Source organism: Sphingobacterium sp. 1.A.5, assembly GCF_002734235.1.
GTDB lineage: Bacteria > Bacteroidota > Bacteroidia > Sphingobacteriales > Sphingobacteriaceae > Sphingobacterium > Sphingobacterium daejeonense.
Window position 1 is genome coordinate 32,662 of sequence record NZ_PEBA01000009.1, and the last position, 24,810, is coordinate 57,471.

24 protein-coding genes are annotated in these 24,810 nt (G+C 36.8%); 17 read left to right on the forward strand and 7 right to left on the reverse strand.

The window, feature by feature from the left end; translation table 11 throughout:
* The first annotated feature begins 57 nt into the window (after positions 1-57).
* From CRT24_RS06055 to CRT24_RS06085, 7 genes are all read left to right on the forward strand, one after another.
* On the forward strand, positions 58-1,050 hold the full coding sequence (locus tag CRT24_RS06055; protein ID WP_093100377.1) for a DNA-directed RNA polymerase subunit alpha: 993 nt from the start codon (positions 58-60) through the stop codon (positions 1,048-1,050).
* A gap of 94 nt (positions 1,051-1,144) precedes the next feature.
* Positions 1,145-1,876 (forward strand): 50S ribosomal protein L17, encoded by a 732-nt coding sequence (gene rplQ / locus CRT24_RS21395; RefSeq protein ID WP_099370345.1) that lies wholly within the window; start codon positions 1,145-1,147, stop codon positions 1,874-1,876.
* Between the two features lie 135 nt (positions 1,877-2,011).
* Positions 2,012-3,145: an aspartate aminotransferase family protein gene (locus tag CRT24_RS06065; RefSeq protein WP_099370346.1), complete on the forward strand. Its 1,134-nt coding sequence runs from the start codon at positions 2,012-2,014 to the stop codon at positions 3,143-3,145.
* A gap of 17 nt (positions 3,146-3,162) precedes the next feature.
* Positions 3,163-4,128 (forward strand): acetylornithine carbamoyltransferase, encoded by a 966-nt coding sequence (locus CRT24_RS06070; RefSeq protein ID WP_099370347.1) that lies wholly within the window; start codon positions 3,163-3,165, stop codon positions 4,126-4,128.
* A gap of 6 nt (positions 4,129-4,134) precedes the next feature.
* Positions 4,135-4,923, forward strand: a complete 789-nt coding sequence (gene argB / locus CRT24_RS06075) for an acetylglutamate kinase (RefSeq protein ID WP_099370348.1) — start codon at positions 4,135-4,137, stop codon at positions 4,921-4,923.
* 11 nt (positions 4,924-4,934) lie between these two features.
* A complete protein-coding gene (gene proC, locus CRT24_RS06080) occupies positions 4,935-5,735 on the forward strand; it encodes a pyrroline-5-carboxylate reductase (protein ID WP_099370349.1) in 801 nt (266 codons plus the stop codon).
* Complete coding sequence (locus tag CRT24_RS06085; RefSeq protein WP_099370350.1) at positions 5,728-6,792, forward strand: M20 family metallo-hydrolase; 1,065 nt, start codon at positions 5,728-5,730, stop codon at positions 6,790-6,792. Before proC ends, CRT24_RS06085 begins: the two co-directional genes overlap by 8 nt.
* Before the next feature lie 44 nt (positions 6,793-6,836).
* On the opposite strand, the gene CRT24_RS06090 is transcribed toward CRT24_RS06085, so the two are convergent.
* Positions 6,837-7,307, reverse strand: a complete 471-nt coding sequence (locus CRT24_RS06090; protein WP_099370389.1) for an Lrp/AsnC ligand binding domain-containing protein — start codon at positions 7,305-7,307, stop codon at positions 6,837-6,839.
* A 379-nt stretch (positions 7,308-7,686) separates the two neighbouring features.
* Between CRT24_RS06090 and CRT24_RS06095 the strand changes: the two genes are divergently transcribed.
* Complete coding sequence (locus tag CRT24_RS06095; protein ID WP_099370351.1) at positions 7,687-8,730, forward strand: hypothetical protein; 1,044 nt, start codon at positions 7,687-7,689, stop codon at positions 8,728-8,730.
* Here CRT24_RS06095 and ruvC read toward each other — a convergent pair.
* Complete coding sequence (ruvC, locus tag CRT24_RS06100) at positions 8,727-9,290, reverse strand: crossover junction endodeoxyribonuclease RuvC (protein ID WP_093100364.1); 564 nt, start codon at positions 9,288-9,290, stop codon at positions 8,727-8,729. The two genes, CRT24_RS06095 and ruvC, sit on opposite strands and share 4 nt — an antisense overlap.
* 87 nt (positions 9,291-9,377) lie before the next feature.
* On the opposite strand from ruvC, the gene CRT24_RS06105 reads away from it, so the two are divergent.
* Together CRT24_RS06105 and CRT24_RS06110 are read left to right on the forward strand one after the other, a co-directional pair.
* Positions 9,378-10,352, forward strand: a complete 975-nt coding sequence (locus CRT24_RS06105) for a lysylphosphatidylglycerol synthase domain-containing protein (protein WP_099370352.1) — start codon at positions 9,378-9,380, stop codon at positions 10,350-10,352.
* A gap of 16 nt (positions 10,353-10,368) precedes the next feature.
* The gene (locus tag CRT24_RS06110) at positions 10,369-11,469 is read left to right on the forward strand and encodes a glycosyltransferase (RefSeq protein WP_099370353.1); all 1,101 of its coding nucleotides are present in this window, start codon (positions 10,369-10,371) and stop codon (positions 11,467-11,469) included.
* Position 11,470: 1 nt separating this feature from the next.
* Here the strand turns inward: CRT24_RS06110 and CRT24_RS06115 are convergent, their stop codons facing one another.
* Positions 11,471-12,217, reverse strand: coding sequence for a 1-acyl-sn-glycerol-3-phosphate acyltransferase (locus CRT24_RS06115; protein WP_099370354.1), 747 nt, complete (start codon positions 12,215-12,217; stop codon positions 11,471-11,473).
* A gap of 135 nt (positions 12,218-12,352) precedes the next feature.
* Here CRT24_RS06115 and CRT24_RS06120 point away from each other — a divergent pair, with 135 nt between their 5' ends.
* Genes CRT24_RS06120 through CRT24_RS06135 form a run of 4 tightly spaced genes read left to right on the forward strand, consistent with a single transcriptional unit; the run spans position 12,353 to position 15,047 of the window.
* The gene (locus tag CRT24_RS06120) at positions 12,353-12,622 is read left to right on the forward strand and encodes a DUF2089 family protein (protein WP_099370355.1); all 270 of its coding nucleotides are present in this window, start codon (positions 12,353-12,355) and stop codon (positions 12,620-12,622) included.
* A 2-nt stretch (positions 12,623-12,624) separates the two neighbouring features.
* Positions 12,625-13,089: a hypothetical protein gene (locus CRT24_RS06125; RefSeq protein WP_144034515.1), complete on the forward strand. Its 465-nt coding sequence runs from the start codon at positions 12,625-12,627 to the stop codon at positions 13,087-13,089.
* Positions 13,079-13,678, forward strand: a complete 600-nt coding sequence (locus CRT24_RS06130) for a hypothetical protein (RefSeq protein WP_099370357.1) — start codon at positions 13,079-13,081, stop codon at positions 13,676-13,678. The genes CRT24_RS06125 and CRT24_RS06130 overlap by 11 nt, the downstream gene beginning before the upstream one ends.
* Before the next feature lie 4 nt (positions 13,679-13,682).
* Complete coding sequence (locus CRT24_RS06135; RefSeq protein ID WP_099370358.1) at positions 13,683-15,047, forward strand: S9 family peptidase; 1,365 nt, start codon at positions 13,683-13,685, stop codon at positions 15,045-15,047.
* A gap of 92 nt (positions 15,048-15,139) precedes the next feature.
* Here the strand turns inward: CRT24_RS06135 and CRT24_RS06140 are convergent, their stop codons facing one another.
* From CRT24_RS06140 to CRT24_RS06155, 4 genes are all read right to left on the reverse strand, one after another.
* Positions 15,140-16,519 carry a RagB/SusD family nutrient uptake outer membrane protein gene (locus tag CRT24_RS06140; RefSeq protein WP_099370359.1) on the reverse strand — a complete coding sequence of 460 codons (1,380 nt, stop codon included), beginning with the start codon at positions 16,517-16,519 and terminating at the stop codon, positions 15,140-15,142.
* A gap of 18 nt (positions 16,520-16,537) precedes the next feature.
* The gene (locus tag CRT24_RS06145) at positions 16,538-19,543 is read right to left on the reverse strand and encodes a TonB-dependent receptor (protein ID WP_099370360.1); all 3,006 of its coding nucleotides are present in this window, start codon (positions 19,541-19,543) and stop codon (positions 16,538-16,540) included.
* Between the two features lie 243 nt (positions 19,544-19,786).
* Positions 19,787-20,497, reverse strand: coding sequence for an SDR family oxidoreductase (locus CRT24_RS06150; RefSeq protein ID WP_099370361.1), 711 nt, complete (start codon positions 20,495-20,497; stop codon positions 19,787-19,789).
* Positions 20,497-21,417: a lysylphosphatidylglycerol synthase transmembrane domain-containing protein gene (locus tag CRT24_RS06155; RefSeq protein ID WP_099370362.1), complete on the reverse strand. Its 921-nt coding sequence runs from the start codon at positions 21,415-21,417 to the stop codon at positions 20,497-20,499. The genes CRT24_RS06150 and CRT24_RS06155 overlap by 1 nt, the downstream gene beginning before the upstream one ends.
* A 400-nt stretch (positions 21,418-21,817) precedes the next feature.
* On the opposite strand from CRT24_RS06155, the gene CRT24_RS06165 reads away from it, so the two are divergent.
* The 3 genes from CRT24_RS06165 (at position 21,818) to CRT24_RS06175 (ending at position 24,707) form a co-directional block, all read left to right on the forward strand.
* On the forward strand, positions 21,818-22,378 hold the full coding sequence (locus tag CRT24_RS06165) for a lipocalin family protein (protein ID WP_099370363.1): 561 nt from the start codon (positions 21,818-21,820) through the stop codon (positions 22,376-22,378).
* Positions 22,379-22,504: 126 nt separating this feature from the next.
* A complete protein-coding gene (gene gmd / locus CRT24_RS06170; RefSeq protein WP_099370364.1) occupies positions 22,505-23,656 on the forward strand; it encodes a GDP-mannose 4,6-dehydratase in 1,152 nt (383 codons plus the stop codon).
* Positions 23,657-23,765: 109 nt separating this feature from the next.
* The gene (locus tag CRT24_RS06175) at positions 23,766-24,707 is read left to right on the forward strand and encodes a cell division protein ZapB (protein WP_099370365.1); all 942 of its coding nucleotides are present in this window, start codon (positions 23,766-23,768) and stop codon (positions 24,705-24,707) included.
* The last annotated feature ends 103 nt before the right edge of the window (positions 24,708-24,810 follow it).

Sequence of the window (24,810 nt, forward strand, 5' to 3'; positions counted from 1 at the left end):
TTCTAAAAGAGCATGTTGTTGTTTTCATAAATAGTAAATAAACTTAAAAGAACATAAATGGCAATTTTAGCATTTCAAAGACCGGATAAAGTTATCATGCAGAAATCAACTGATTTTGATGGTACCTTTGAATTTCGTCCACTAGAGCCAGGTTTTGGAGTTACTATTGGTAATGCTTTACGCCGTATTTTATTGTCCTCTTTAGAAGGATATGCAATTACGTCGGTAAGATTTTCAGGCGTGTCGCACGAATTCTCTACCATTAAAGGTGTAGTAGAAGACGTTACTGAGATCATCTTGAACTTGAAACAAGTACGTTTCAAAAAAAGTGGTGAACAGGGCGATAACGAAAAAATCTTTGTGGTTATCAATGGTCAAGATCAATTTACAGCTGGTGATATTACGAAGTTTTCCAATAATTTTACTGTATTGAATCCTGATTTGGTCATCTGTAACATGGATAGTTCAGTAACTGTAGAAGTTGAATTGTCAGTTGCAAAAGGCCGTGGATACGTTAATGCAGAAGAAAATAAAGTGGTTGACGGTCCTGTTGGAGTTATTGCGATTGATTCAATCTACACTCCAATTAAGAATGTAAAATATACCATTGAAAACTACCGTGTAGAACAAAAAACTGACTACGAGAAATTGTTGTTAGATATTTCTACAGATGGTTCTATTCACCCTGAAGACGCTTTGAAAGAAGCAGCTAAAATCTTGATTCAACACTTCATGTTGTTCTCTGACGAAAACATGTTGTTAGAATCTCAAACTAAAGAAGAAACTAAAGTAGTAGACGAGGAAATTTTACACATGCGTAAAATCTTGAAAACTGAATTAGTGGATCTTGATCTTTCAGTTCGTGCTTTGAACTGTTTGAAAGCTGCTGATATCCGCACTTTGGCTGAATTAGTAACTTATGACGTAGCTGATATGTTGAAATTCCGCAACTTCGGTAAAAAATCGTTGAGCGAAATCCAAGAATTAGTGAAATCTAAAGGTTTATCTTTCGGTATGAACCTGTCTAAATACAAATTGGACGAAGAATAATAATTAAAATAATATAAGCGACCTGTTGCGTAATTCCTCTTGAATATGGAATACTCCATAAAGAAAGAACGGTACGCACAAAATCAAAACTAAAATGAGACACGGAAAAAAAGTAAATCACTTAGGCCGCACTGACAGTCACCGTAAGGCGATGTTAGCTAATATGGCGACTTCATTGATCAAACACAAACGTATTACAACTACTCTAGCTAAAGCTAAAGCATTACGTACGTATGTTGAGCCTTTGATTACAAAATCTAAAAACGACACTACTCACTCACGTCGTACGGTATTCGCTTACTTGAAAGACAAAGATGCAGTTTCAATCTTGTTCCGCGAGATTTCTGAAAAAGTAGCATCTCGTCCAGGAGGTTACACTCGTATCATTAAATTAGAAAACCGTTTAGGTGACAACGCTGAGATGGCATTTATCGAATTAGTTGATTACAACGAAATCTACGGTAAAACTGTTCAAGCTGAGAAGAAAACTACTCGTCGTCGCGGTTCTTCTAAAAAGAAAGCTACTTCAACTGCTGAATCTAAAGAGGCAAAAGCTGACAAAGCTGGCGATGATTTAACAATCGTTGAAGGTATCGGTCCTAAGATTGCAGAAGTATTAGCAACTGCTGGTATCGCAACTTACGCTGAATTAGCTAAAACTGATGCTGAGAAAGTTAAAGAAATCTTAACTGAAGCTGGTTCTAACTTTAACACTGCAGATCCAACTACTTGGGCTGAACAAGCGCAACTAGCTGCTGATGGTAAATTCGAAGAATTAGAAAAACTTAAAGCCGAATTAGACGGTGGTAAAAAAGTTGATGAATAATCTTTAAACGAATCATAGAAAAGTCCTCTTAATCAAGAGGACTTTTTTATTTTATACACTTTTTAAGTAAGTTCAGCTATATATTTATTTGTACATTTGACTATTACTAAACTTTAGCATATTTTTTTTCATTTCATGGAACTATTTAACGTATATCCTGTTACCCCTATCAATATTGTCAAAGCATTAGGCTCAACAGTATGGGACGAACAGGGCAATGAGTATTTGGATCTATACGGTGGACATGCTGTAATTTCCATCGGACATACTCATCCACATTATGTAAAAAGCCTAACTGATCAATTAAACAAAATCGGATTTTATTCCAATTCTGTATTGATTCCTATTCAACAACAATTAGCAAAGCATTTGGGCGAAGTTTCAGGACGACAAGATTATACTCTGTTTTTGTGTAATTCCGGTGCTGAAGCCAACGAAAATGCTCTTAAATTAGCTTCATTCCATACTGGAAGGAAGAAAATTATCGCTTTCAATAAATCTTTCCATGGCCGTACATCATTAGCTGTTGCAGCTACTGATAACCCAAATATTGTTGCTCCAGTAAATGAGACTGACAATGTCGTATTCCTTCCATTTAATGATGAGGAAGCTTTGGAAAAAGCTTTCAATGAATATGGTGAAGAAATTGCAGCTGTTATTATTGAAGGTATTCAGGGTGTGGGTGGTATCCGTGAGGCTTCTATACCGTTCTTGAAATTGATCAGAAGTTTATGTGATCAATATGGTTCTGTGTTTATCGCAGATTCAGTTCAATGTGGTTATGGACGGACCGGTAACTTCTATTCTCATGATTATGCAGGAGTAGACGCAGATATATATTCTATGGCAAAAGGGATGGGCAATGGTTTCCCAATTGGCGGTATTTCTATTTCCCCAAAATTCAAAGCTTCATTTGGTTTGTTGGGTACTACATTCGGAGGTAACCATTTGGCATGTGCGGCAGCAATTTCTGTTCTTGACATTATCAAAAAAGATAACCTCATGGAAAACGCGTCCAAGGTTGGTCAATATTTGATTGATGAGCTTAAGAAATTCGATAAGGTTTTAGAAGTGAGAGGTAGAGGTTTAATGATTGGTATTGAATTGCCAGCTGAGTTGGCTCATGTAAAGAAAGATCTTTTGCTTAAGAATCGTATATTCACAGGCGAAGCAAAACCGAATGTGATCAGGTTATTGCCTGCACTGAACATTACAAATGAGATTGCAGATCAATTTTTAACTGCTTTTGACGAAAGATTAAAAGCATAAAACAGTATAAAGATTAAATGAAGAAGTTTTTTTCCGTTGCAGACGTAGATAATCTGAAGAACATCGTTTCTGAAGCGTTAGAGATTAAATCCAAGCCTTATGCTGATGAGAATTTGGGTAAGCACAAGATGTTGGGTCTTGTATTTCTTAATCCGAGTTTAAGGACTCGCTTGAGTACCCAGAAAGCAGGGATGAATTTAGGGATGAATGTGATGGTGATGAATATGGACAAAGATGGCTGGGCATTGGAAACTCGTGATGGAGTTATCATGAACGGTACTACTGTAGAGCATATCCGTGAGGCAGCAGCCGTAATGGGGGAATATTGTGATATTTTAGGCCTTCGATCTTTTCCGACATTGAAGGACAAAGAAGCCGATTATTCGGAAGATCTATTCAACAAGTTCATTAAATATTGTGGCGTGCCAGTAGTTTCACTTGAAAGCGCAACGAGACACCCGCTACAGAGTTTGACGGATCTAATTACCATTACGGAGTATAAAAAGACCGATAAGCCGAAAGTTGTCTTGGCTTGGGCACCACATGTAAAGGCTTTGCCTCAGGCGGTACCTAATTCGTTTTCAGAATGGATGTGCCGTGCACAAGAAGAAGGGTTGGTAGACTTTACAATTGCTCAACCTGCAGGATATGAATTGTCTGAAGATTTTACAAATGGTGCAAACATAACAACAGATCTTGACCAAGCATTGGATGGAGCTGATTTTGTTTATGTAAAGAACTGGTCTTCATTCAAAGAATATGGAGAAGTTTATCCTGTTAATGAAAACTGGCTTTTGGACAATGATAAACTTAAGCTGACCAATGATGCTAAAGTGATGCATTGTCTGCCTGTAAGAAGGGATTTAGAGCTTTCCTCGGAGATATTAGATGGACCTAATTCATTAGTTGTCAAAGAAGCTAGTAATAGGGTTTGGGCAGCACAGGTGGTGTTGAAAAGAATGTTAGAAGATTTGAAGGCTTAAACGATAATGTCGGTATTAAATATTATTAAGATTGGCGGAAATGTCATAGACAATCCTGATCAATTACAAACTTTTCTTGAGAAGTTCTCAGCTTTGCCAGGACGTAAGATTTTGGTTCATGGTGGGGGCAAGATTGCAACACGCATAGCAACAGATATGGGCATTGAAGCCAAATTGGTAGAAGGACGTCGTATTACGGACGCTGCCATGTTAGATGTTGTAACCATGGTGTATGCGGGACTGACCAATAAAAACATAGTAGCATCTTTGCAGAAATATAATTGCAATGCCATTGGTTTATGTGGTGCAGATGCAAACGTGATTAAAGCAGTCAAAAGACCTGTAAAAGAAATTGATTATGGTTTTGTTGGCGATATTCTAGCGGATTCTATAGATTCTTTAGCCATTAAAAAATTGTTGGAAGCAGAATTTATTCCTGTTTTTTCAGCTATTACGCACAATGGAAATGGTCAACTGCTGAATACGAATGCTGATACGATAGCTTCTTCGCTGGCAGTCGCACTTTCAAAATTATATGAAGTATCTTTAATTTATTGTTTTGACAAAAATGGAGTATTATTGGATATCGATAATGAAAACTCTGTCATCGAAACTATACGTTCAGGAGAATTTGAAAGACTTAAAGAAAGCAAGACTATCCATGATGGAATGATCCCTAAGTTATTCAATGCATTTGATGCTATATCTAAAGGAGTGAGCAATGTCTATATTGGTAATGCCAATAATCTGCATTTGTTCCAGCAAAGGAAATTTGGTACTTGCTTGATTGCATAAACCTAAATAAAATGAATAAGATAACAATTATTGGAGGCGGTAATATTGGATTATCCTTGGCAAAAGGCCTGGTCAAGTCAAATTATTGCAAAGCTGGTGAAATTACCATTACAAGAAGAACCCTTGCATCCCTTTCTCAAGAAAAAGAGCAGGGTTATAATGTTAGTGATTCAAATGCGGAGGCTATAAAAGAAGCAGAATTCATCGTTCTAGCGATTTTGCCTCAGCAGATTCGTAAGGTAATGGATGAGTTGGCTCCGGTATTGTCATCTTCACAGACCATTATTTCGGTGGTTTCTGGCGTTACCTGCCATGATATCAAAGAAGTATTGGGTCAAGATAAAATTGTGGTCAGGGCAATGCCAAATACGGCCATTGCTATTGGCCAGTCCATGACCTGTATTGCTACGGACAGTGCAGCAGAGGAAAAGGTAAACGAAGTTTCAAAAATCTTCGAATCCGTAGGCTCTGTAGTAGTTATCAATGAGGACCTAATGACTTCAGCTACGGCTTTGTGTGCCTGTGGAATTGCCTTTTTCTTGCGCAGTATTCGTGCTGCCTCACAAGGTGGTGTAGAAATTGGATTTCATGCACATGATGCTTTAAAGATGGCAATACAGACCGCTAAGGGAGCTGCAGATCTATTGCTCCAAATGGAAAGTCATCCTGAAAGTGAAATTGATAAGGTGACATCTCCAAAAGGATGTACAATTGCTGGACTGAACGAAATGGAACACAATGGTTTCAGTTCTGCATTTATCAAGGGAATTAAATTGTCTGCAAAAAAAGCAGGAGGTTTATACAATGACTAATATTGAGCATTTAATTGATGATAGTACAGTTCTTCTGAAACGATTGATTACGATTCAATCTTTCAGTAGAGAAGAAGATCAAACAGCTCAGATATTAGAGGAATTCCTAAGTTCAAAAGGAATCAGAACCGAGAGGGTTGGGAATAATGTGATAGCCTACAATAAGTTTGTTGATGATGCTAAGCCATTTATTCTTTTGAACTCACATCATGATACGGTGAAACCTAATCCAGGGTATCTAAAGGATCCGTATTTTCCAGTAATTGAAGATGGTAAGCTATATGGCTTAGGGAGTAATGATGCTGGAGGCTGTCTAGTTTCCCTAATTGCTTGTTTTCGGTATTATTACGATCGAGAGGACTTGCCTTTCAATTTGTGTTTGATAGCATCTGCTGAAGAAGAGGTTTCTGGCAAGGGAGGATTGGAAGAGGCATATAAGCATGTCAAGCCATGCGAATTTGCCATTATTGGTGAGCCAACACTTCTGAACTTGGCTGTCGCTGAGAAAGGATTGATGGTATTGGACTGCGAAGCAATTGGAGTATCGGGCCATGCTGCCAGGGAAGAGGGTGATAATGCTATTTATAAAGCAATTAAGGATATCAATTGGTTCAATACTTTTGAGTTTCCGAAGAAATCAGAATTTTTAGGTCCGGTTAAGATGAGCGTTACGATGATAGAAGCGGGTTCTCAGCACAATGTTGTGCCTGCCAGTTGTAAGTTTGTTGTTGATGTAAGGACTACCGATGTTTATACCAATCTCGAGGTATTGGATATTATTAAAGAAAATGTGAGATCGAATGTGGAAGCACGTTCTACTCGTTTGAATCCATCATCTATTTCTATCGATCATCCGATAGTTTTGTCAGGCATTTCTTTGGGTAAAGAATTGTATGGTAGTCCGACGATGAGTGATCAAGCGATTTTATCGATTCCATCTATAAAAACTGGCCCTGGCGACTCTGCGAGGTCCCATTCTGCAGATGAATTTATATATGTGGATGAAATTGGAGCAGGAATTCGATATTATATCGATCTTTTGGGAGGAATAATCTAAAAAAATAGATAATAAGAAAAAAAAGCGGGCATTGCCCGCTTTTTTTATAGTGTGATTTGTCTTTTGATGCTCTCTTCTAAGGAAATTATGGTTTCTGTACGCTGAATTCCTTTCAAACCTTGAATATCTTCGTTCAATACCTTACGTAAGTGTGAGGTATCTTTGCAGATAATCTTAGCGAACATACTGTATTGACCTGTACAATAGTGTAATTCTACCACTTCTTTTACTTGTCTTAGCTGTTCTACGGCATCAGAATACTGAGAACCTTTCTCTAAATAGATTCCTAAGAAGGCTGTGATGTCAAATCCAACCTTTTGAGGGTTGATAATTAAGTTTGATCCTCTAATTATTCCCAATTCTTCCATTTTTTTCATGCGAACATGGATAGTTCCACCAGAAACTATTAGTTTTTTAGCAATTTCAGTATAGGGAATTGAGGCATCTTCCATTAAAATGGATAAAATTTGAACATCTAGGTTGTCTAAATCGTAATTTGAATAGTTTTTTTCCATAAAAATGGTATTTATCTGTTTATTTGTCTTATGTTTTTTAAAAATATCTAAAAAAATCAAATAAATTTTAATTTATTTGGTATAAAAATTAAATTTGTATCAACAAACATGTTAAAACATTACAATGTTTGCATGTTACTTCCCTCAAAATAACATAGGTTTATAATTGGTTAGCGTAGAAGCTCCTCGCCCGGGGAGCTTCTTCCATTTATAAGCCTTTCAAATAATAATTCTTATTTTCTAATTTTTTCAAAAATAATAACAATTATTGTGATTATAATAATCAATTGTAAATTTATGTCATTTTTTTTAACATTTTTACATTGCTGTATACAACAACTATTTTTCGTACTTTAGTTTTTAATCACATTGGAGTGTTATGAAAGAAGATGATGTAAAGATTTCAAGGAAAAAACCAATTTTTCCAGTTGGACCAGGCTTGTTGAAATACCTAAAAGCTTATCAGCGAGATGCTAAGCTTCCGTTATCTTACTTTGATTTGCTGAGTTTCCAAGAAACCATCCCTTCATTGGATAAATTTGGAAATGATACGCTTTGGGAAATTCCCTTATATCCGCCACATATCCAAGATGTGCTCTACGATCAATTGAAAATTGTCTATGCCCAATTAAAAGCTTCCGGTAATACCAGAATAGTCCAGCATAAGGTTATTGAGAAAATTGAATTCTGTGCTTTTGGAAATACCCATCCTTTTCGTGTCAAGATTGTCAATCGACTGAATGACGTTTATGATTATTTTTATATCAAACAGGCAGATGCTTCTCGGATATATGGATTGGAGCTCGAAGAGATTGTTTCTCCAAATCAAGTCAATTATATATATGATAAGGATACCCTTGTAGAGGAGCATATTGTCGGCATACCTGGAGATACCTTTGCCAAAACCCGTATGGAAACTCCGGATTATAATCAAACCAGGATTGCTAAGGAATTTGTAAAGTTCAATGAGCGATGCATTATATCGATGTTGGGAGATATGCGGGCTTATAATTTTGTTATGCAGATTACTCCTGATTTTGACGATTTTCAGTTTCGGATTAGGGCAATTGATTTCGACCAACAGTTTTATGAAGGTAATATCAAAGTTTATATGCCTCAATTCTTCAAGGAAAATCTACCTTACGTGAAACTATCTATGGAGCATTTGAATGAGAAGACCGTCTTGCAATATCAACAAGAAGAGCGTTCTTCGATTGTTCATAGGGTTCGAAGTGAAAGGCACCGTATCAAGGACCTTCGAGATGCTTCCAAGACCCAGATATTATCCACCAAGGAGAATATCGAGAGACTTCGTGATGGCTATGCAAAATACTATAATAATGAAAAATACTACCATTGCCATTCGATGACGGATATAATTGAGCTCAATGTCAAAAATGTAATCCGGCAGGTTCAGCTTTAACGGATTCTTTTTTGGTTATCTTTTACGAATGCTTCCCAACCGGAGTAGTTTTTTCCACCTGTTGATTGATTTTGTTGGAATGCATGGCATACTGCTACGGCCAAGCCATCTGTTGCGTCCAGGAACTCGGGTGTTTCTTTAAATGAGAGCAGCGTTTGTAACATGGCTGCGACCTGTTCTTTGCTGGCGTTCCCATTACCGGTAACTGACTGTTTTATTTTTCTCGGAGAGTATTCAAAGATTGGGATGTCTGCGTTTAGCGCGGCGGCCATTGCAACACCCTGTGCACGTCCGAGTTTTAGCATCACTTGAATGTTTTTGCCGTAGAAAGGGGCTTCCAAAGCGACGCAATCAGGGTTATACTCAGCAATCAGAGCGCTCGTTTTTTTGAATATGCGTTGAAGCTTAAGGCCATGATCGTCCAAATGCCCCATTTTTATAACTCCCAGCGTGATCAGCGAGATTTTTTTGTTCACTTCTTTTAGGATACCATATCCTAAAACCACTGTGCCGGGGTCTATCCCCAATATTATCCGCTCTTTTGCTGGTTCCTTTTGCATAGTGCAATAATACGATTTTCTAAACATTGCCCACTAAAAACGGTTATTTATTAAAAAATTGTTAAAATTGTGCTTTCATAAATAAAGTTGACACAGACACAGCGTAAATATCTCAATCTACTGATAAAAATAGCCATCGTTGCATTAGCAATGTGGTTTGTTGTTACAAAGGTTAACAATCAGAAGAATTTGATAGAATTTGAACATTTAATTCATCAAATCGATCCGTTGACGATTCGATTGATCTTATTTGCTGTAGTACTGCTGATGTTCGTGAATTGGTTTTTGGAAGTCATCAAATGGCGGTTCTTGAGTCGCAGGATCGAGAAACTAAGCATTTGGAAGGCTACTAAATCTGTTTTTTGCGGACTTACTTGGGCTATATTCACACCAAACCGTATCGGTGAATATGGAGGTAGGGTGATGCTGTTGAAACCGGAAAACAGGGCTACTGGTGCTGTTGCGATGGGAGTTGGGTTGTTTGCTCAATTAGTGCTTACCAGTGTGTTTGGTTCTTTGAGCATCGCTTGGTTTGTCACTACGTTTATTGATACTCCGTCCTCCGTCGATTTTGGTATATGGATTATTGCCGTGATTTATGCTCTAGCTTTTGTAATCCTATATTTCAATGTTTCTTGGGTTGATTATTTAGTTGGCAAGGTTAAGTTCTTACAGAAAATAAAGCCGTTTTTTGCGGTATTGGAGGACTTTTCTGTTAGGGAGTTAGCATACGTTCTATTCTTGTCAGCATTTCGTTTTGCGATTTTTACCTCACAATATATCATTTTGATGCTGGTCATTTTGCCGGACTTGCCAATTGTTTCTATGGTATTAATGATATTTATTATGTTTTTTATTCAATCTGCCGTACCTTCTTTAGATATTTTTGACTTTAGTGTTCGTAGTTTTGTGGCTAGCAATTTGTATGCTTATATTACTACGCAAGAAATTGCAGTAATGGCGATTGTGTCCTGTGTTTGGTTTGTTAATTTGATATTCCCTGCAATCATAGGAGCATTTTTTGTTTTTAACGTGAATTACATCAGTGATAATAAATCTTAGTTTTTTTCTGTTTATCATGACCATGGTCTATGTGGTCTTGGTACTTTATATGCGCAATGGTTGGATGAAATTGCCATATTTTACTAATCATTCCAAGATGCCTATTTCTAAGGTTACAGTGATTATTGCTGCAAGAAATGAGGAACATAATATCGGGAAAACGTTGGATAATATTGTTGCTCAGCAATATCCTAAGGAACTATTGGAGATTATTGTTGTTGATGACCATTCTACTGACAGAACTGGAGAGATTGTAGAAGGCTATGCAGGTAAAGGAGTGAAATTAATCACCTTGGATGAGGGCAACAAACTCAATTCTTATAAGAAATTTGCTATCAATCGTGCGATTAATGAGTCCTCGGGAGAAATTATTGTCACTACAGATGCAGATTGTCGGATGGGATCAAAATGGTTGCTCAGTATCATTCAATATATGGAACTCCACAATAAATTGATGGTATCGTCACCCGTGTGCTATGATGAGGAGAAGTCCTATTTTGAGAAATTACAGACCTTAGAATTCTTATATCTTATAGGCTTGGGTGCTGCTGGTATTGGTAACGGGAACCCAACAACATGCAATGGAGCAAACCTAGCTTATAGGAAATCCTTGTTTTTTGAGATGGGAGGGTTTAACGGTATTGATGAATTGGCGTCGGGGGATGATGAATTATTGCTGCATAAAGTTGCTGAAAAATATGCCGACCGTATTGGTTTCTGTAAGTCTAGAGAAGCAGTTGTCTATACAGATGCAAAAGAAAATCTTAAATCTTTCCTGAGCCAGAGAAAACGTTGGGCATCCAAAAGTACCAAATACAAGGACAAAAAGGTCGTTGTGCTGGGAGTTTGTATCTGGTTGTTCAACCTGTCTTTATTATTGAGTCTTATTTTCTTATTGTTTGGAATCTTTGAAGCCAGCGAATTGGTAATTATCTCCTTATTAATGAAGATAGGGGTAGAGCTTGCCTTTTTATATCCGATTGTTTCTTTTGTAGGACGTCGCGAATTGTTATGGAATTTACCTTTCTTGTCGGTAATCCATTCGCTGTATCTAGTTTACATTGGAATAATTGGAAACATTGGGAAATATGACTGGAAGGGAAGGACTGTCAAATAAACTAGAAGTTTTCTTCTTTAACTTTTTGACGGATTAGATCTTCCGCTTTTTTCACAATTTCTTCGGCATTCAAGCCATTAGTATCGATAGGGTCCAAAACTTCCCAGGACATATGAGTGAAGGGTCTTAAAGGAAACACTCCCCATTGTACCATTTTATAAGAACCATTTATCGCGATTGGGACAACTAGCGCATCGGGATTTTTCTTTAACAGCGTTGCAATTCCTCCAACTGAAAATGCTTTCATTTTGCCAGTTTTCGTTCTAGTCCCTTCCGGGAAGATAAAAGCTGACCAATTGTTTTTCTTCATGTTGTTTGCTAATGTTAGAATTTCAGCGATCGATTGCTTTGGATCCTTCCTGTCAATATTAGCAGCACCTCCATGCTTTAGATTAAATGAAATACTTGGAATATTTGCAGTCATCAATTCAATTTTGGAAATAAATTTTCCATGGAATCTTCTTAGAAAGTAGATTAACGGTGGAATATCATATGTGCTTTGGTGATTGGCAATAAATACGATAGGTTTTCCAACAGGGATATTTTTATTGTCAATAAATTGTGTTCTATTGAAAAGAATGTAATTACAGGCAACCAAAAATCCGTTTAAAATATCCACACTTTTCTTGTGTGCAGAATAACCTCCAATTTTTAGGCATAACCATTGAATAGGATGAAAAATCAACAATGATAATACAAAGCAAATATAAAATATGGGGGTAAGGATAAATCCTAATATCTTTCTCATTTCTTAATTAAATTGTGCAAATATACAAATAAGAATATTTCTTAGTATTCAACAATTCCTTTCCTAATAAATATTGATAATAATTTTAATATTATTAAAGTATTGTTTAATTTTATTAATATAATATTTTATAATATGAAGTTTCCAATTCAATGTCCAGCATGTAATAATGAATTGACGGTTATTAAATTACGTTGCGATAGCTGTGAAACCGAGGTTGCTGGAAAGTTTAATTTTCCACTTTTGATGCGACTGGATCCCGAAGAGCAAGAATTCATCATTGAATTTCTTTTGAATTCTGGAAGTTTGAAAGAGATGGCCAGCAAGATGGGTAAGAGTTATCCTACAGTGCGCAATAAATTAGATGATCTAATCCATAAAGTTAAATCACTTCAAACTACTTAAACATGACAAGTTTTAGAGAGTCTCAGAATATGTTTGCCGTATGGCTATTGTTGATCATCCTGCCTATTTTTGGTTATCAGGTTTATCAAGATATAAACAATCCTATTGGGATACTTAAAAATCCTGGGATTATTATTACTGGAATTGTTTTAATTGGTTTAATGTTATTACGGCTGAAGACTAATTATACATCAGAAGGTATTTATATTGTGTTTATACCTTTCGTTTGGAAAAAGTTTATACCTTGGGATACAGTTTCATATGCTTATGTAAGAACGTATAGTATTTCAGATTTTGGTGGCTGGGGTTATCGGTTTGGCAAGGATGGAAGAGCAATGACTGCAAAAGGAAATCAAGGTCTACAATTGGTTCTAAAAGATAGCAGCAAAATATTGATTGGAACACAAAAACCTGAAGAGGTCCAAAAGATTATAAACCAATATAAACCATATAAAGATGAGTTCTAGAGATTTTATGAATGTCCTTTTAAATCCATTTGAGGATGTTACCAGCGAAAAATTGTTAATCATTGGCATTATAGGTTTTTCCTTGATGAGTGTGTTGAGTTATTCTCTACACTTTATCAATGATGGAATTATTCAGTTGCATTTATCAGAACCGAAAGAATATTGGAGGTGCTTATTGAATGGCTCCATTAATACGGCAGGCTTGACAGTGTGTATGTTCGCCTATGGCAAAATTGTTTACTCAAAAACCAGATTTATAGATGTATTGATTGCTGTTCTGATTGCTCAGTTAGCGCTGATCATAGTGGTTTTGATAACCATGAATCCATTTACGATGGAAGTTAGTAATTCTATGGTAAAAGAGCTCGAAAATGGAAATATCAAGAATATTAAGATGGATACCAGAAACCTGATTATTCTTACGATTAGTGGTTTATTGGGTATTTTATTATTGTATTATTTCTTTCACTTATTGGTGGTAGGAATGAAAATTGCCATTAACAGTAAAAGGTTAGTTCATACTATTGCCATCGTTTTATTGACATTGGTTTTAGATATGGTTTTTAAGATTATTTATCCTTATTTATAAGTTTATGAAGAGTTATTTTTTAGCATTAATATTATTGTGTTCATGCACCATGGGGTTTACTCAATCCTTTGAAGGAAATTGGAAAGGAGATTTGAAAGTTTCAGGTATGGAAATGCCCTTAATATTTGGGCTCAAATATAATGGTGAATGGGAAGGGACAATGCAAAGTCCAAAACAATCAACGAATAAATTCCCATTGACCAGTATTGTATCTGAAGGTGATTCCATTTTTTTGGAGATGAAGAACCTTGGGATTAAATATGCAGGCAAGATCAGTGCAGACAGAAATTCAATTGATGGAAAATTTCAACAGGGAGGGCTCAAGGTGGATTTGATACTGAACAAATTAACTGAAGCACAAGCTCAAAAAGCTTCTTCCATGAAAAGAAGTCAACGCGTGAATCCTCCATATTCATATGATACGGTAGATGTGAATTTTGAAAATACGATTGATAAGGTTACGCTTGCGGGAACTATTACTAAACCAAAAGAGGCTGGTAAATATCCTGCAGTGGTGTTAGTTTCTGGGAGTGGTCCTCAGGATCGGAATGAGACATTGATGGGGCATGAGCCATTTAAGGTATTGGCTGATTATTTGACAAAGAACAATATTGTAGTTCTACGCTATGATGATAGGGGTATCAATAAATCTACAGGCGATTTCAGTAAGGGTACTACTGCTGATTTTGGAAAAGATGCTTTGGCTGCTGTAAATTTTCTAAGGAAACAGCCACAGGTAGATCCTATGAAAGTAGGTATTATAGGTCATAGTGAGGGAGGATTGATAGCAACGATATTAGCAGGTCAGCAGGCTTCAGGACTTAACTTCATCGTTACTTTAGCAGGTCCAATGATTCCAATGGATTCCTTGATGTTATTGCAAAATGAAGCGGTGATGAAATCGCAGGGGTTATCAATTTCAAAAGAGGAATTGGCAATGATCAAGAAGAACTATGAAATCATGGGTTCAGACCTTCCTAGTGCTAAGGCTTTTGATGCTATCCGCGAGAATATGAAGTCGGTTAAAGGTAGCCAGAATTTAGAGAGTGCTGATCAAATCGGCGCATTGGTTACTCCATGGTTCCGTCATTTTATAAAAATTGATCCTATACCATTTATCAAAAAAATTAAGATTCCGATATTTGCTGCTTTTGGTGGCAAGGATGTTCAGGTTCCGGCAGTTCAGAACATGGAAAGTCTGATGAAGAACCTTCCAAAAAATAAAAAAGCTGAATCCAAGATTTACCCAACCTTTAATCACTTGTTTCAGCATGCTAAAACAGGGGCAGTGGGTGAGTATTCAGAAATCGAAGAAACAGTGAATCCAGAGGTAATGAGGGATATCGTTAGCTGGATCAAAACATTGTAATAAAAAAATCCGCTCCAAATTAATTGGAGCGGATCATGCTTGCTGTTTATATGATAATTGCCGATTGGCGAATTATTCTCTTAGATAATATTCTATTGACCATAGCCTTCATTTTGTTTTAAGGCAGGGTTTACAGAGATTTCACGGTAAGGAATCGGGAATACAAGTTCGTCAGCGTTATAAGCATACGTTCCCACATTTCTTTTTGTTCTCTTCAGGTCATGGATTTTATAGCCTTCAAAAGCTAATTCCTTATCCCTTTCTGTCAAAATATCGGCCAAAGTTACAAAAGATAATGCATCAATCCCAGCTCGGGTGCGTAATTTATTTATGTCATTTAATGGCGAGTCACCTGTGCTTGTTCCTAACCGTGAGTTGCATTCAGCACGAGTCAGGTAAAGTTCTGTCAATCTTACGACAGGAATATTGTCGAAATAATTATACCATTTCCTGGTAAACAGGCCAGTTTTAGCTCCATTTCCTTCATAAATCATCTGAGTTCTTCGTTTGTCAGTGGTCGCATAAGAGTTATAGAATGCAGGAATAATGCTTACATCCCCACGACCTACTTTACCACCTGTCGCATTGGTATAGCTGGAGTAAAATGTTGCTAATCCATCATTTGAAGAGCCGGCGTTACTTTGTTCGCTTTGTTGAATTTCGAATACACCTTCTGAAGAATTAGGAGTTCTGAAAGGAGTTTCTAAATTGGTTGCCAAAACATAGTCTCCACTTTCAATGATTGTATTAGCCAAATCTCTAGCTTTATCATATTTGCCTTGTTGTAAGTATAGCCTTGCGAGCATTCCTTGTGCAGCTGCAAGATCTCCAGGTAGATCACCTAATTTTGAGATTGAAGCTAAGAGGTCATTTTCTGCTTGGGTATAAGTTTCAGCAACGGTGTTTCTGGTGATGCCTTTAATGATATCATCCAATTTTTTCACAGCTTTGGTTGTAATTGGCACCCCTAAGTTTGTATTCGCGTTCCCCGTTTCATACGGTAAGCCATACAATCTCACAAGTTCAAAGTACATGATACCTCTTATAAACAAAGCTTTTCCTTCGATCTCTGCTTTTTGGGCTTCATCAGTTATGATATCTAAAGACTCCAACACAGTGTTTGCGATATTAATTGCTTTATAAGCATTTGTCCAAGTTCGAGTGACGTCTTCATTTGTAGCAATGATGTTTTGGTTAGATATGTCTCGAAAAGTTGAGAAAGTTCCTGTCCAGTTTACATAACCCGGGCTCGCATAAATATCTGGTAGCAAAACCAGGTTATTTCCATATAGGGCACCATTGGCTATGACAGTATAAGCACCTATTAATGCGTTGTTAATATCTGCAGGGGTTGACAGCGCTATTTCACTAGATATATTATCAACTGGTTCTATATCTAATTTATTTCCACAAGATCCCATTGTCAGTGCGACTGCTACTGCGGGGATAATTATATATTTTGTTAAATTCATGATTAATCGCTTAGAAAATTAAAAACCTATATTGATTCCAAAAGTGACCATTCTTGGTTGTGGAGCAGTATAAAAATCTGTTCCTAATTGATATGCTCCAGCAAACGTGGTGTTTATTTCTGGATCATAACCATTGTATTTGGTGAAGGTCAATAAATTTGTCGCAGATACATAAACTCTGGCTGATTGCATGTATGCTTTACTCGCAATACTATTTGGTAGATTATAGCCAAGAACTACGTTTTTAATACGGAAATACGATCCATCCTGAACATATCTAGAAGAAGGTCTAGTTCCGTTTGCTTCATCAAACCTAGGTTGAGGGATCATGGTCACATCTCCAGGGTTCTTCCAATAATCCATTTGATCTAAAGTTTGGTTATCAAAATAATCTCCGTTAGTAGATTGGAATCCTCCTGCTGCATTGTAAATATCATTTCCATAAACAAATTGTGTCTGAATTGCTAGATCGAATGCTTTGTAAGAGAATGTATTGCCGAAGCCACCATAGAATTTTGGATTAGGGTCTCCAATAAATTGGTCTGCGGCTTCTGAATATGAATTCGTAGTAGTTGTTTTTGTATCATCAAGATAATACAGGGCATCACCATTTTCTGTATCAACACCAGCGTAAGCTTTGCCGTAGAAAAATCCATAAGGCATACCTTCCTCAAGTCTTCCTAAATACCTTCCTCCTGGATAAATTGGTTGACCATCAACAAGTTTAAGGATTTTGTTTTTATTGAATGATAGGTTAAATGATGTACTCCATTTAAATTCTCCTACAAAATTTTTAGAGTTCAACGTGAATTCCATTCCTTTATTGGACATATCACCGACATTGGTAAGAATGGTAGTGAATCCGCTTGTAGATTCAATTGGCACATTTAATAATAAATCTGTGGTCTTTTTGAAATAAGCTTCAACTGTACCAGATAATCGGTCATTGAACAATCCGAAATCAATACCATAGTTGCTAGCGGCGGTATTTTCCCAAGTTAATTCTCCATCTCCTAGATTCAGAGGGACAGTGCCTGGAATACCTGCATAGTTAGCACCAGTATATAATGTTCTAGAAGCAAAGTTTCCAATTTCAGCATTACCTGTATTACCATAACTAGCTCTTAATTTCAAAAATGAAAGAGTAGGGTTTCCTTTTAAGAATTCTTCTTCCGATACTACCCAACCCACAGATGCTGCAGGGAAGGTTCCGTATTGAGAATCGCGACCAAACCTAGACGAACCATCAATTCTAAATGTTGCTTCGAATAAGTATCGGTTTTTCAATTTATAATTTGCTCTGGCAAAATAGGAAAGAAATGAGAATCTCGACTCCGAGGAGCTAGCGTCAGATTTAATAGCAGCACTCGTTATTTTAGTGAACAAATCCGAAGGGAAGCTTTTTCCTTCCGCCATATTGTACCTGAATTGACCTTCTTGGTATGCCATACCTGCCATTGCAGTTATATTATGGATATCGTTGAAGGTTTTGGTATAAGTTAAAGTATTGTTAGTGTTGAAGTTTATAGATCTTGCTTGGTAATTCCATGAATATCCTCCCACATCACCACCATCTTGTGTTCTAGATCCTAAATATATTTCTTCCTCCAAATTTTGGAAGTCCATCCCGTACTCCGTTCTGAACACTAAATCAGGGGTAATTTTAGCATTTCCATATACTGTTGCAAAGGTTCTGTAAGTATTAGATAAGTTTTTACCGTTTTCAAGATCAATTAAATTGTTGTAATAAACTGTATAATTATAAAGTTCACCATTTTCATCCCTAATTGGTTGGATAGGAGGTAGAGCATTCAATTGCAATGGGTTGGAGAAGGCGTTATCACTGCTTACCCTGTAGTTGTCAATTTTGTTAATATTCATTGTACCACCAACGTCTAACCAAGAATTAGCAGAATGGTCAAAACCTAGTCTTCCTGAGGTTCTGACGAAGCGGTTTCCAACAATAATACCTTTATTATCGTTATAGCTTCCAGAAGCTACAAATCTTGTTTTTGCATCACCACCGGAAATACTAAGGCTGACCTGCTGATTTCCTCCTCTTCTTAACCCTTCATCAACCCAATTTGAATTATAATTTTTGTCCCAGTCTTCTGTACCTGTCCAGTCCGCCCAAAATTCACTCATGCTTGGATAATCTGCATTCACTCCAATATATCCAGCATTTGTTACAGCTGCGGTCAACAATTCTTTATATTGGCTTGCATTTAAGAATTCTCCTTTTTTTGTTGGATCACTAAAGCCATTAAAATATCCAAGGTCAATTTTTGTTCTTCCTGCTTTACCTTTTTTAGTAGTGATCAAGACTACTCCGTTAGATCCACGTGCCCCATAAATTGCTGTTGCTGCGGCATCTTTCAAAACATCTAATGTTTCAATATCATCAGGGCTGATTGCTGATAATGGGTTGTCAGGCTCATCATAAGTTCCCATGGCAGTTGAAATTACTGGAACACCATCAATTACGTATAGTGGTTGAGAACTAGCCGTAATGGAGGAAATTCCTCTCACTCTTATTTGAAGAGCTTGTCCTAATTTTCCAGAACTTGTATTGACAAATACCCCTGGTGCACGTCCTTGCAAGGCGCTCTCAACAGTTTGTAATGGGACATCTTCTAATTCTGACATTTTAATGTTAGAGAAAGAACCGGTCATGTCCTTTTTCATCTGAGTACCGTAACCAACAACAACGATTTCATCTAAATCCGAAGCCGTAGAGACAAGTTGAATGTCAATTTTACTTCTGTTGTTTATACTCACTTGTTGAGTGGTGTACCCTACGAAGGTAAAGTACAGGGCTTTAATGTTAGAGTTCAGCCCGATTTCATAGTTTCCGTTAGCGTCCGACTGTGCAGCAGAACTACTGCCTACGGCTCGGATTGTCACGCCGGCAATGGGCTGATTGGTAACAGCATCTGTAACTGTCCCAGAGATTGTTTGGTCTTGTGCTGTAGCAACGAAGTGCAGCAGACAAAACGTTATGAAAAATAACAGTTTGCTTTTCATAAATAGTTTGTTTCGGTTAGTAATATTGTTTTCATTTAAGGAGCGATTCTAACTCCTAATTAGGTATTTTTATGATGATAAATATATAAAAAAATCAATTTTTATTTATTTTATTGTTAAAAATTTAAGGTGAAAAAACAGCAATTATTTAATTAAGTAACTTAACGTATGCTTAATAAATAGCAAATGCCAGTAATTTTTAAATTACTGGCATTTGCTATTTATTCTTTAAGTCTCTATTTTTTAGGGTGTTGTGTTTGCTACGGGCAATATTTTTCCATTATAAAATTTGTTGCCATTTTGGGCAAATTCGGCTACATATCTACCCATTTCAAAAGCTAATGTACCTGCTTCTATTCCTGGAAAGGCTGCTTCGAACATTTCTGTTTGTGAAGATCCAAGAGCTAAGCAATTGACCTGTATGTTTTTATCTTTAAATTCTTCGGCCAAACATTCTGTTAAAATACCTAAAGCACCTTTGCTTGAAGAATAAGCAGACAGGCCCGGGAATTTTGATGATCCTTGAAAACCACCCATACTACTGATATTAACAATATGTCCACCTTCAGTCATCAAGGGTACAATATGCTGAATCATTTGTATATGTCCCAATAAATTGGACTGAAACATCTGCGATACATCTTCCATGGTTGTTTCCATAAAAGGTTTGTTTATCAGTGCTCCCGCATTATTGATCAGTATATCCACTTTATCAAACTTTGATTTAATAAAAGGGACCAAAGATTCAGGATAATTATCAAACACAATATCAAATTGAGCAGGATAGAGGGTTCCGCCATCATGATTTAGTGAGGATGCTATCTCATGTAATTTTCTCAATTTATCTGCAGATCTTGCTAAAGCAATAACCTTATGTTCTTTATTTGCAGTTAAATCCAATACAGCTTCAAAACCGATTCCACTGCTTGCTCCTGTAATAACAATATTCGCCATTATTCTTCTTCTTCTTTGTCAATTTCTTCTTCTACTTCTTTTGCCGAAGGAAGTTTATCAGCCCCTAGTCTTTGCGGTCTGAAGATATAATAAACTCCACTTGAAGCAACCAATAGAGAAATGATATAAAATATTAAACTAATTGTCACAGCGATATGCTGATCTAATTTTAAATAAGTTGCCAAGGTAAATATCACGGTTTCTCTAAGTCCAATTGCTCCACCGATAGATGGGACAATAGCCACTAAAGAGGAAACCATAAATATCAATAGGTACGGCGAGAACTTACCGTCAAAATTCATGGAATAGAGGATGAAAATTGCGGCCAAAGTTTGGAATCCCTGTACACAAAGCGCTTTAAAATGTGTGGTAATAAAGTTTTTGAGAAACTGCTTGAAGAATAACCTTAGGACATAGAGATAGCTTATTGTTCCGACCGCTAATATGGCGATTGTCACTGAATTTGGGATAGCAAATCTCGGCATAAAAATAACCAATGCACCAATAATTATTGCCAATGCCCATAACCCCGAAAGTCTATCAAAAAACACTGCGCCAAGAACTTTTCTTCTGGAGATCTGAAAATTCTTTTTCAAGAAGAAGATTTTGTATCCGTCCCCTCCAATACCTCCGGGCAAAAAGAAATTATAGAGGAGCCCTAATTGGTATAATCTGAAATTATATCGTTCTGTTAATTTTAATCCGATTGCAGCAAAGAAGGAGTTAAGGCGCGATGATGCGACCAGGATGGAACATATATATGCCAGCAAAGCAAAGAACAGATATAGAAAGTTGCTATTTTTAAGCGCTTCTGTAAGTTCTCCTAGGGATATTTTAGTAGAAACCCAGTACAGTGCTGCCAATGTGATGAGCACCTTCAGGATGTTTTTGAGGATATCCCAGATTTTTGATTTTTCCATTTACTCTATTTACTTATAACAAAGGGTATACTCTGGAGTAAAACAATATCAGGTAAACCAATAAGAATCCTCCACATAAACTAAATAACCAATTGTAGTCTATTCTATTGTATTTTTCCTTTAACATCATGAACATCAAAATGATAAAGATGAGGAAAAGGGAAATGGGTGCAAATATAGCCCATTTGTTTGGAAAATTTAAAGAGATATTTTCTAGTAAATTAGCATCTTTGCTAAAGGAGAATGCAATACCGACGATTAAAATAATCATTACCAAACGCAGTATGGCCTTTGCAACAATTTTGCTTATGGTATGATTTTTGGAAGTGTTGTTCATCAATGAAAATTGAATTTTTTGTTTACTAATATACATTTATTATACTATTTTAAACTTTGTAATATGCATAAACGTATTATTTCGTTTTTATCTTTATTAACAGCATTGTTAGTATTAGGTAGTTGTGGAGCACCTAGGAAAGGTACTACAGGCGGTTCTGATTCAGGTACAACATCTGCACAGGGACCTTCGGCATCTCAATGGCGTTCTGGAGTTAAAGGCACATGGATTTTAAATTCGGTGACTCGTGAAAACATTCCTAGCAGCTATACTGTGAAAAATATGTTTGATGAAGCTCCGGTAGACTGTTTCATCGGATCAAGATGGGATTTGCCTGGGGGAAATCAAAGAGGAAGCATTACCTTTAATGCTGATGGCAATTTATGTGCAAGTGGAACTGTTCGTACCATTGTTTGGTCGATCTTTAATCCAGGTAAAACTGGAGGCCAACCATCTTTCCAATTCAAGAAAATCTACGCTGGCGACAAAGCATCGAACGTAACTAGCGGATACCGCTTAGATTTATCGTATGCTGATGAAAACTCCTTAGAGATGCGCTTGCCGGTTGAATTGAATGAAGGTACAGGAAACTTAGTGTTGAAGTTCAGCAGAGCTGGAGAATAATTGAGCTGAAGAATTTTTGAATTTAAGCCGTAGAATCTTCTACGGCTTTTTTTGTGGATGATTCCTGCACGTTTTTCTCAATCGTTTGTCTGAAATCTCTATATTTGTCATGTTATAACAATTAGAATGAGTCAGGAAAGCAAGAAAGTTGCTCTTATTACTGGGATAACCGGTCAGGATGGAGCATATTTAGCGGAATTTTTATTGAAAAAAGGATATATAGTCCATGGGTTGAAAAGAAGAAGTTCATTGTTCAATACCGACCGTATAGACCACCTATACCAAGATCCACATGAATTGGGGCGCAATTTTGTGCTACATTATGGGGATTTAACAGATTCCACGAATCTCATTCGTATTATCCAAGAAACAAAACCCCACGAAATTTATAATCTTGCGGCTCAATCACATGTTAAAGTAAGTTTTGATACTCCAGAATATACTGCGAATGCTGATGGTTTAGGTACATTACGCATATTGGAAGCTGTTAGACTATTAGGGTTAACAGAGCATACAAGAATCTATCAAGCTTCTACATCAGAACTATATGGCTTGGTACAACAGGTGCCACAGAGTGAAACCACTCCATTTTATCCTCGGAGTCCTTATGCTGTTGCAAAACTTTATGGGTATTGGATTACGGTGAATTATCGCGAAGCATATCATATGTATGCTTGCAACGGCATATTATTTAACCATGAGAGTCCAGTTAGAGGGGAGACTTTCGTTACTCGTAAGATTACGAGAGCTGCTGCTAAAATAGCGTTGGGCTTACAGGATAAGCTCTATTTAGGGAATTTGTCAGCACAGCGTGATTGGGGGCATGCGAAGGATTATGTGGAGGCTATGTGGTTAATATTGCAACAAGAAAAGGCTGAGGACTTTGTCATAGCTACTGGGGTAACGACCACAGTTCGTGAATTTGTTCGTATGGCTTTTGGAGAGCTAGGTATTTCGGTTGAGTTTTCAGGGAAAGCGGAGGCTGAAAAGGGCGTTATCATCGATGTTGATATTGAAAGAGTAAAAGAGTTGGGACTTGATCCCGATAAGATAAAGCTAGGTCAAACCATTGTAAAAGTGGACCCAAGCTATTATAGACCAACGGAAGTTGATCTATTGATAGGCGATCCTAGCAAAGCAAATTCAAAACTAGGTTGGATTCCCAAATACAACTTAGAAATGTTGGTTAATGAAATGGTTCTATCTGACCTGAAATTAATGAAGAGGGAAGAATACCTTAAAAAAGGTGGCTTTGACATTCTAAATTATTTTGAATAACAGGAAGTTGGAACAATATTTGCTTTCGAAAATTAAATAATTATTAAATATTCATTTTGTAAATGTTTAGTCTATCACCGGCTATTCATTTCAATGGAGATGGTGGAAAATGAAAACAGACGTAAACAAGATAGAATCTAGAGAAGCGCAAGCGGCCCCGGTCGTTAAGCGGGATAATTCTAAGATCTACTTTTTCGTAATTGCAATTGCAGCCCTGCTTGCTACAAACATATATTTTTATGTAAAATATAAGTCCTCTGGCGAGAAACTATATACAGTTACCCTACAGAAAGAAAATTTACAGATAGAAATAGATCGTATTGAGGCGGAATTAGATAATATAAAATCTGAAGGCATTTCTAGTACAGCAGCATTGGTATCTGCCGAGCAATCCGCTCGTCAGAAAATTGAGGATTTACGAAAAGGGCTCGAAAAAAATGAAATATCCGGTCCACAAATTGAGGCTGCCAAATTAGAGGTTTCTCAATTGAAGGATCAGGTATCTAAAATGAAGGACGATTTTACAGCCTTGAAAATCAAGAATCAATTGTTGGCTGAAACCAATAATGAACTTAATGAAAAGGTCAAAGAAAATGAAGCGAAAACAGCATCTTTGGTGAATGAACGCAATGTTCTGAGCGATAAGATTGCCAAAGCATCCTCAGTTAAGGTTTCTAATGTTCATATTGTAGGAATCGAAGAAAAAAGAAACGGGTCATTGGAAAATGAAAACCGTGCAAAACGTATTGATAAACTTCAGATCAACTTTACGATTGCAGACAATCCTTTGGCTGCGATGGGAAAAAAGAACGTTTACGTAAGAATTATCAATCCTAAAGGAAATCTAATTGCTAATTCGGAAGATTTATTTTTAGTGCATGGTGAGAAGCTTCAATACACTTTTAAAGAAGCTATCGAGTTCAATAATAACGGACAGGAATATCAATTCATGTGGTCGGATGACACCCACAAATTCCAAAAGGGAGCATATACCGTATTATTGTACGCAGATGATGCCATTATGGGTAGATCATCTGTCGTGTTTAAATAGAAAGGTTATTTTTTAAACATATGAAAAGGAGCTGGTATTGTACCAGCTCTTTTTTTTGTCATAGTTCAAGGACAATATGATTTATTAAAAGTATTTTTAGATC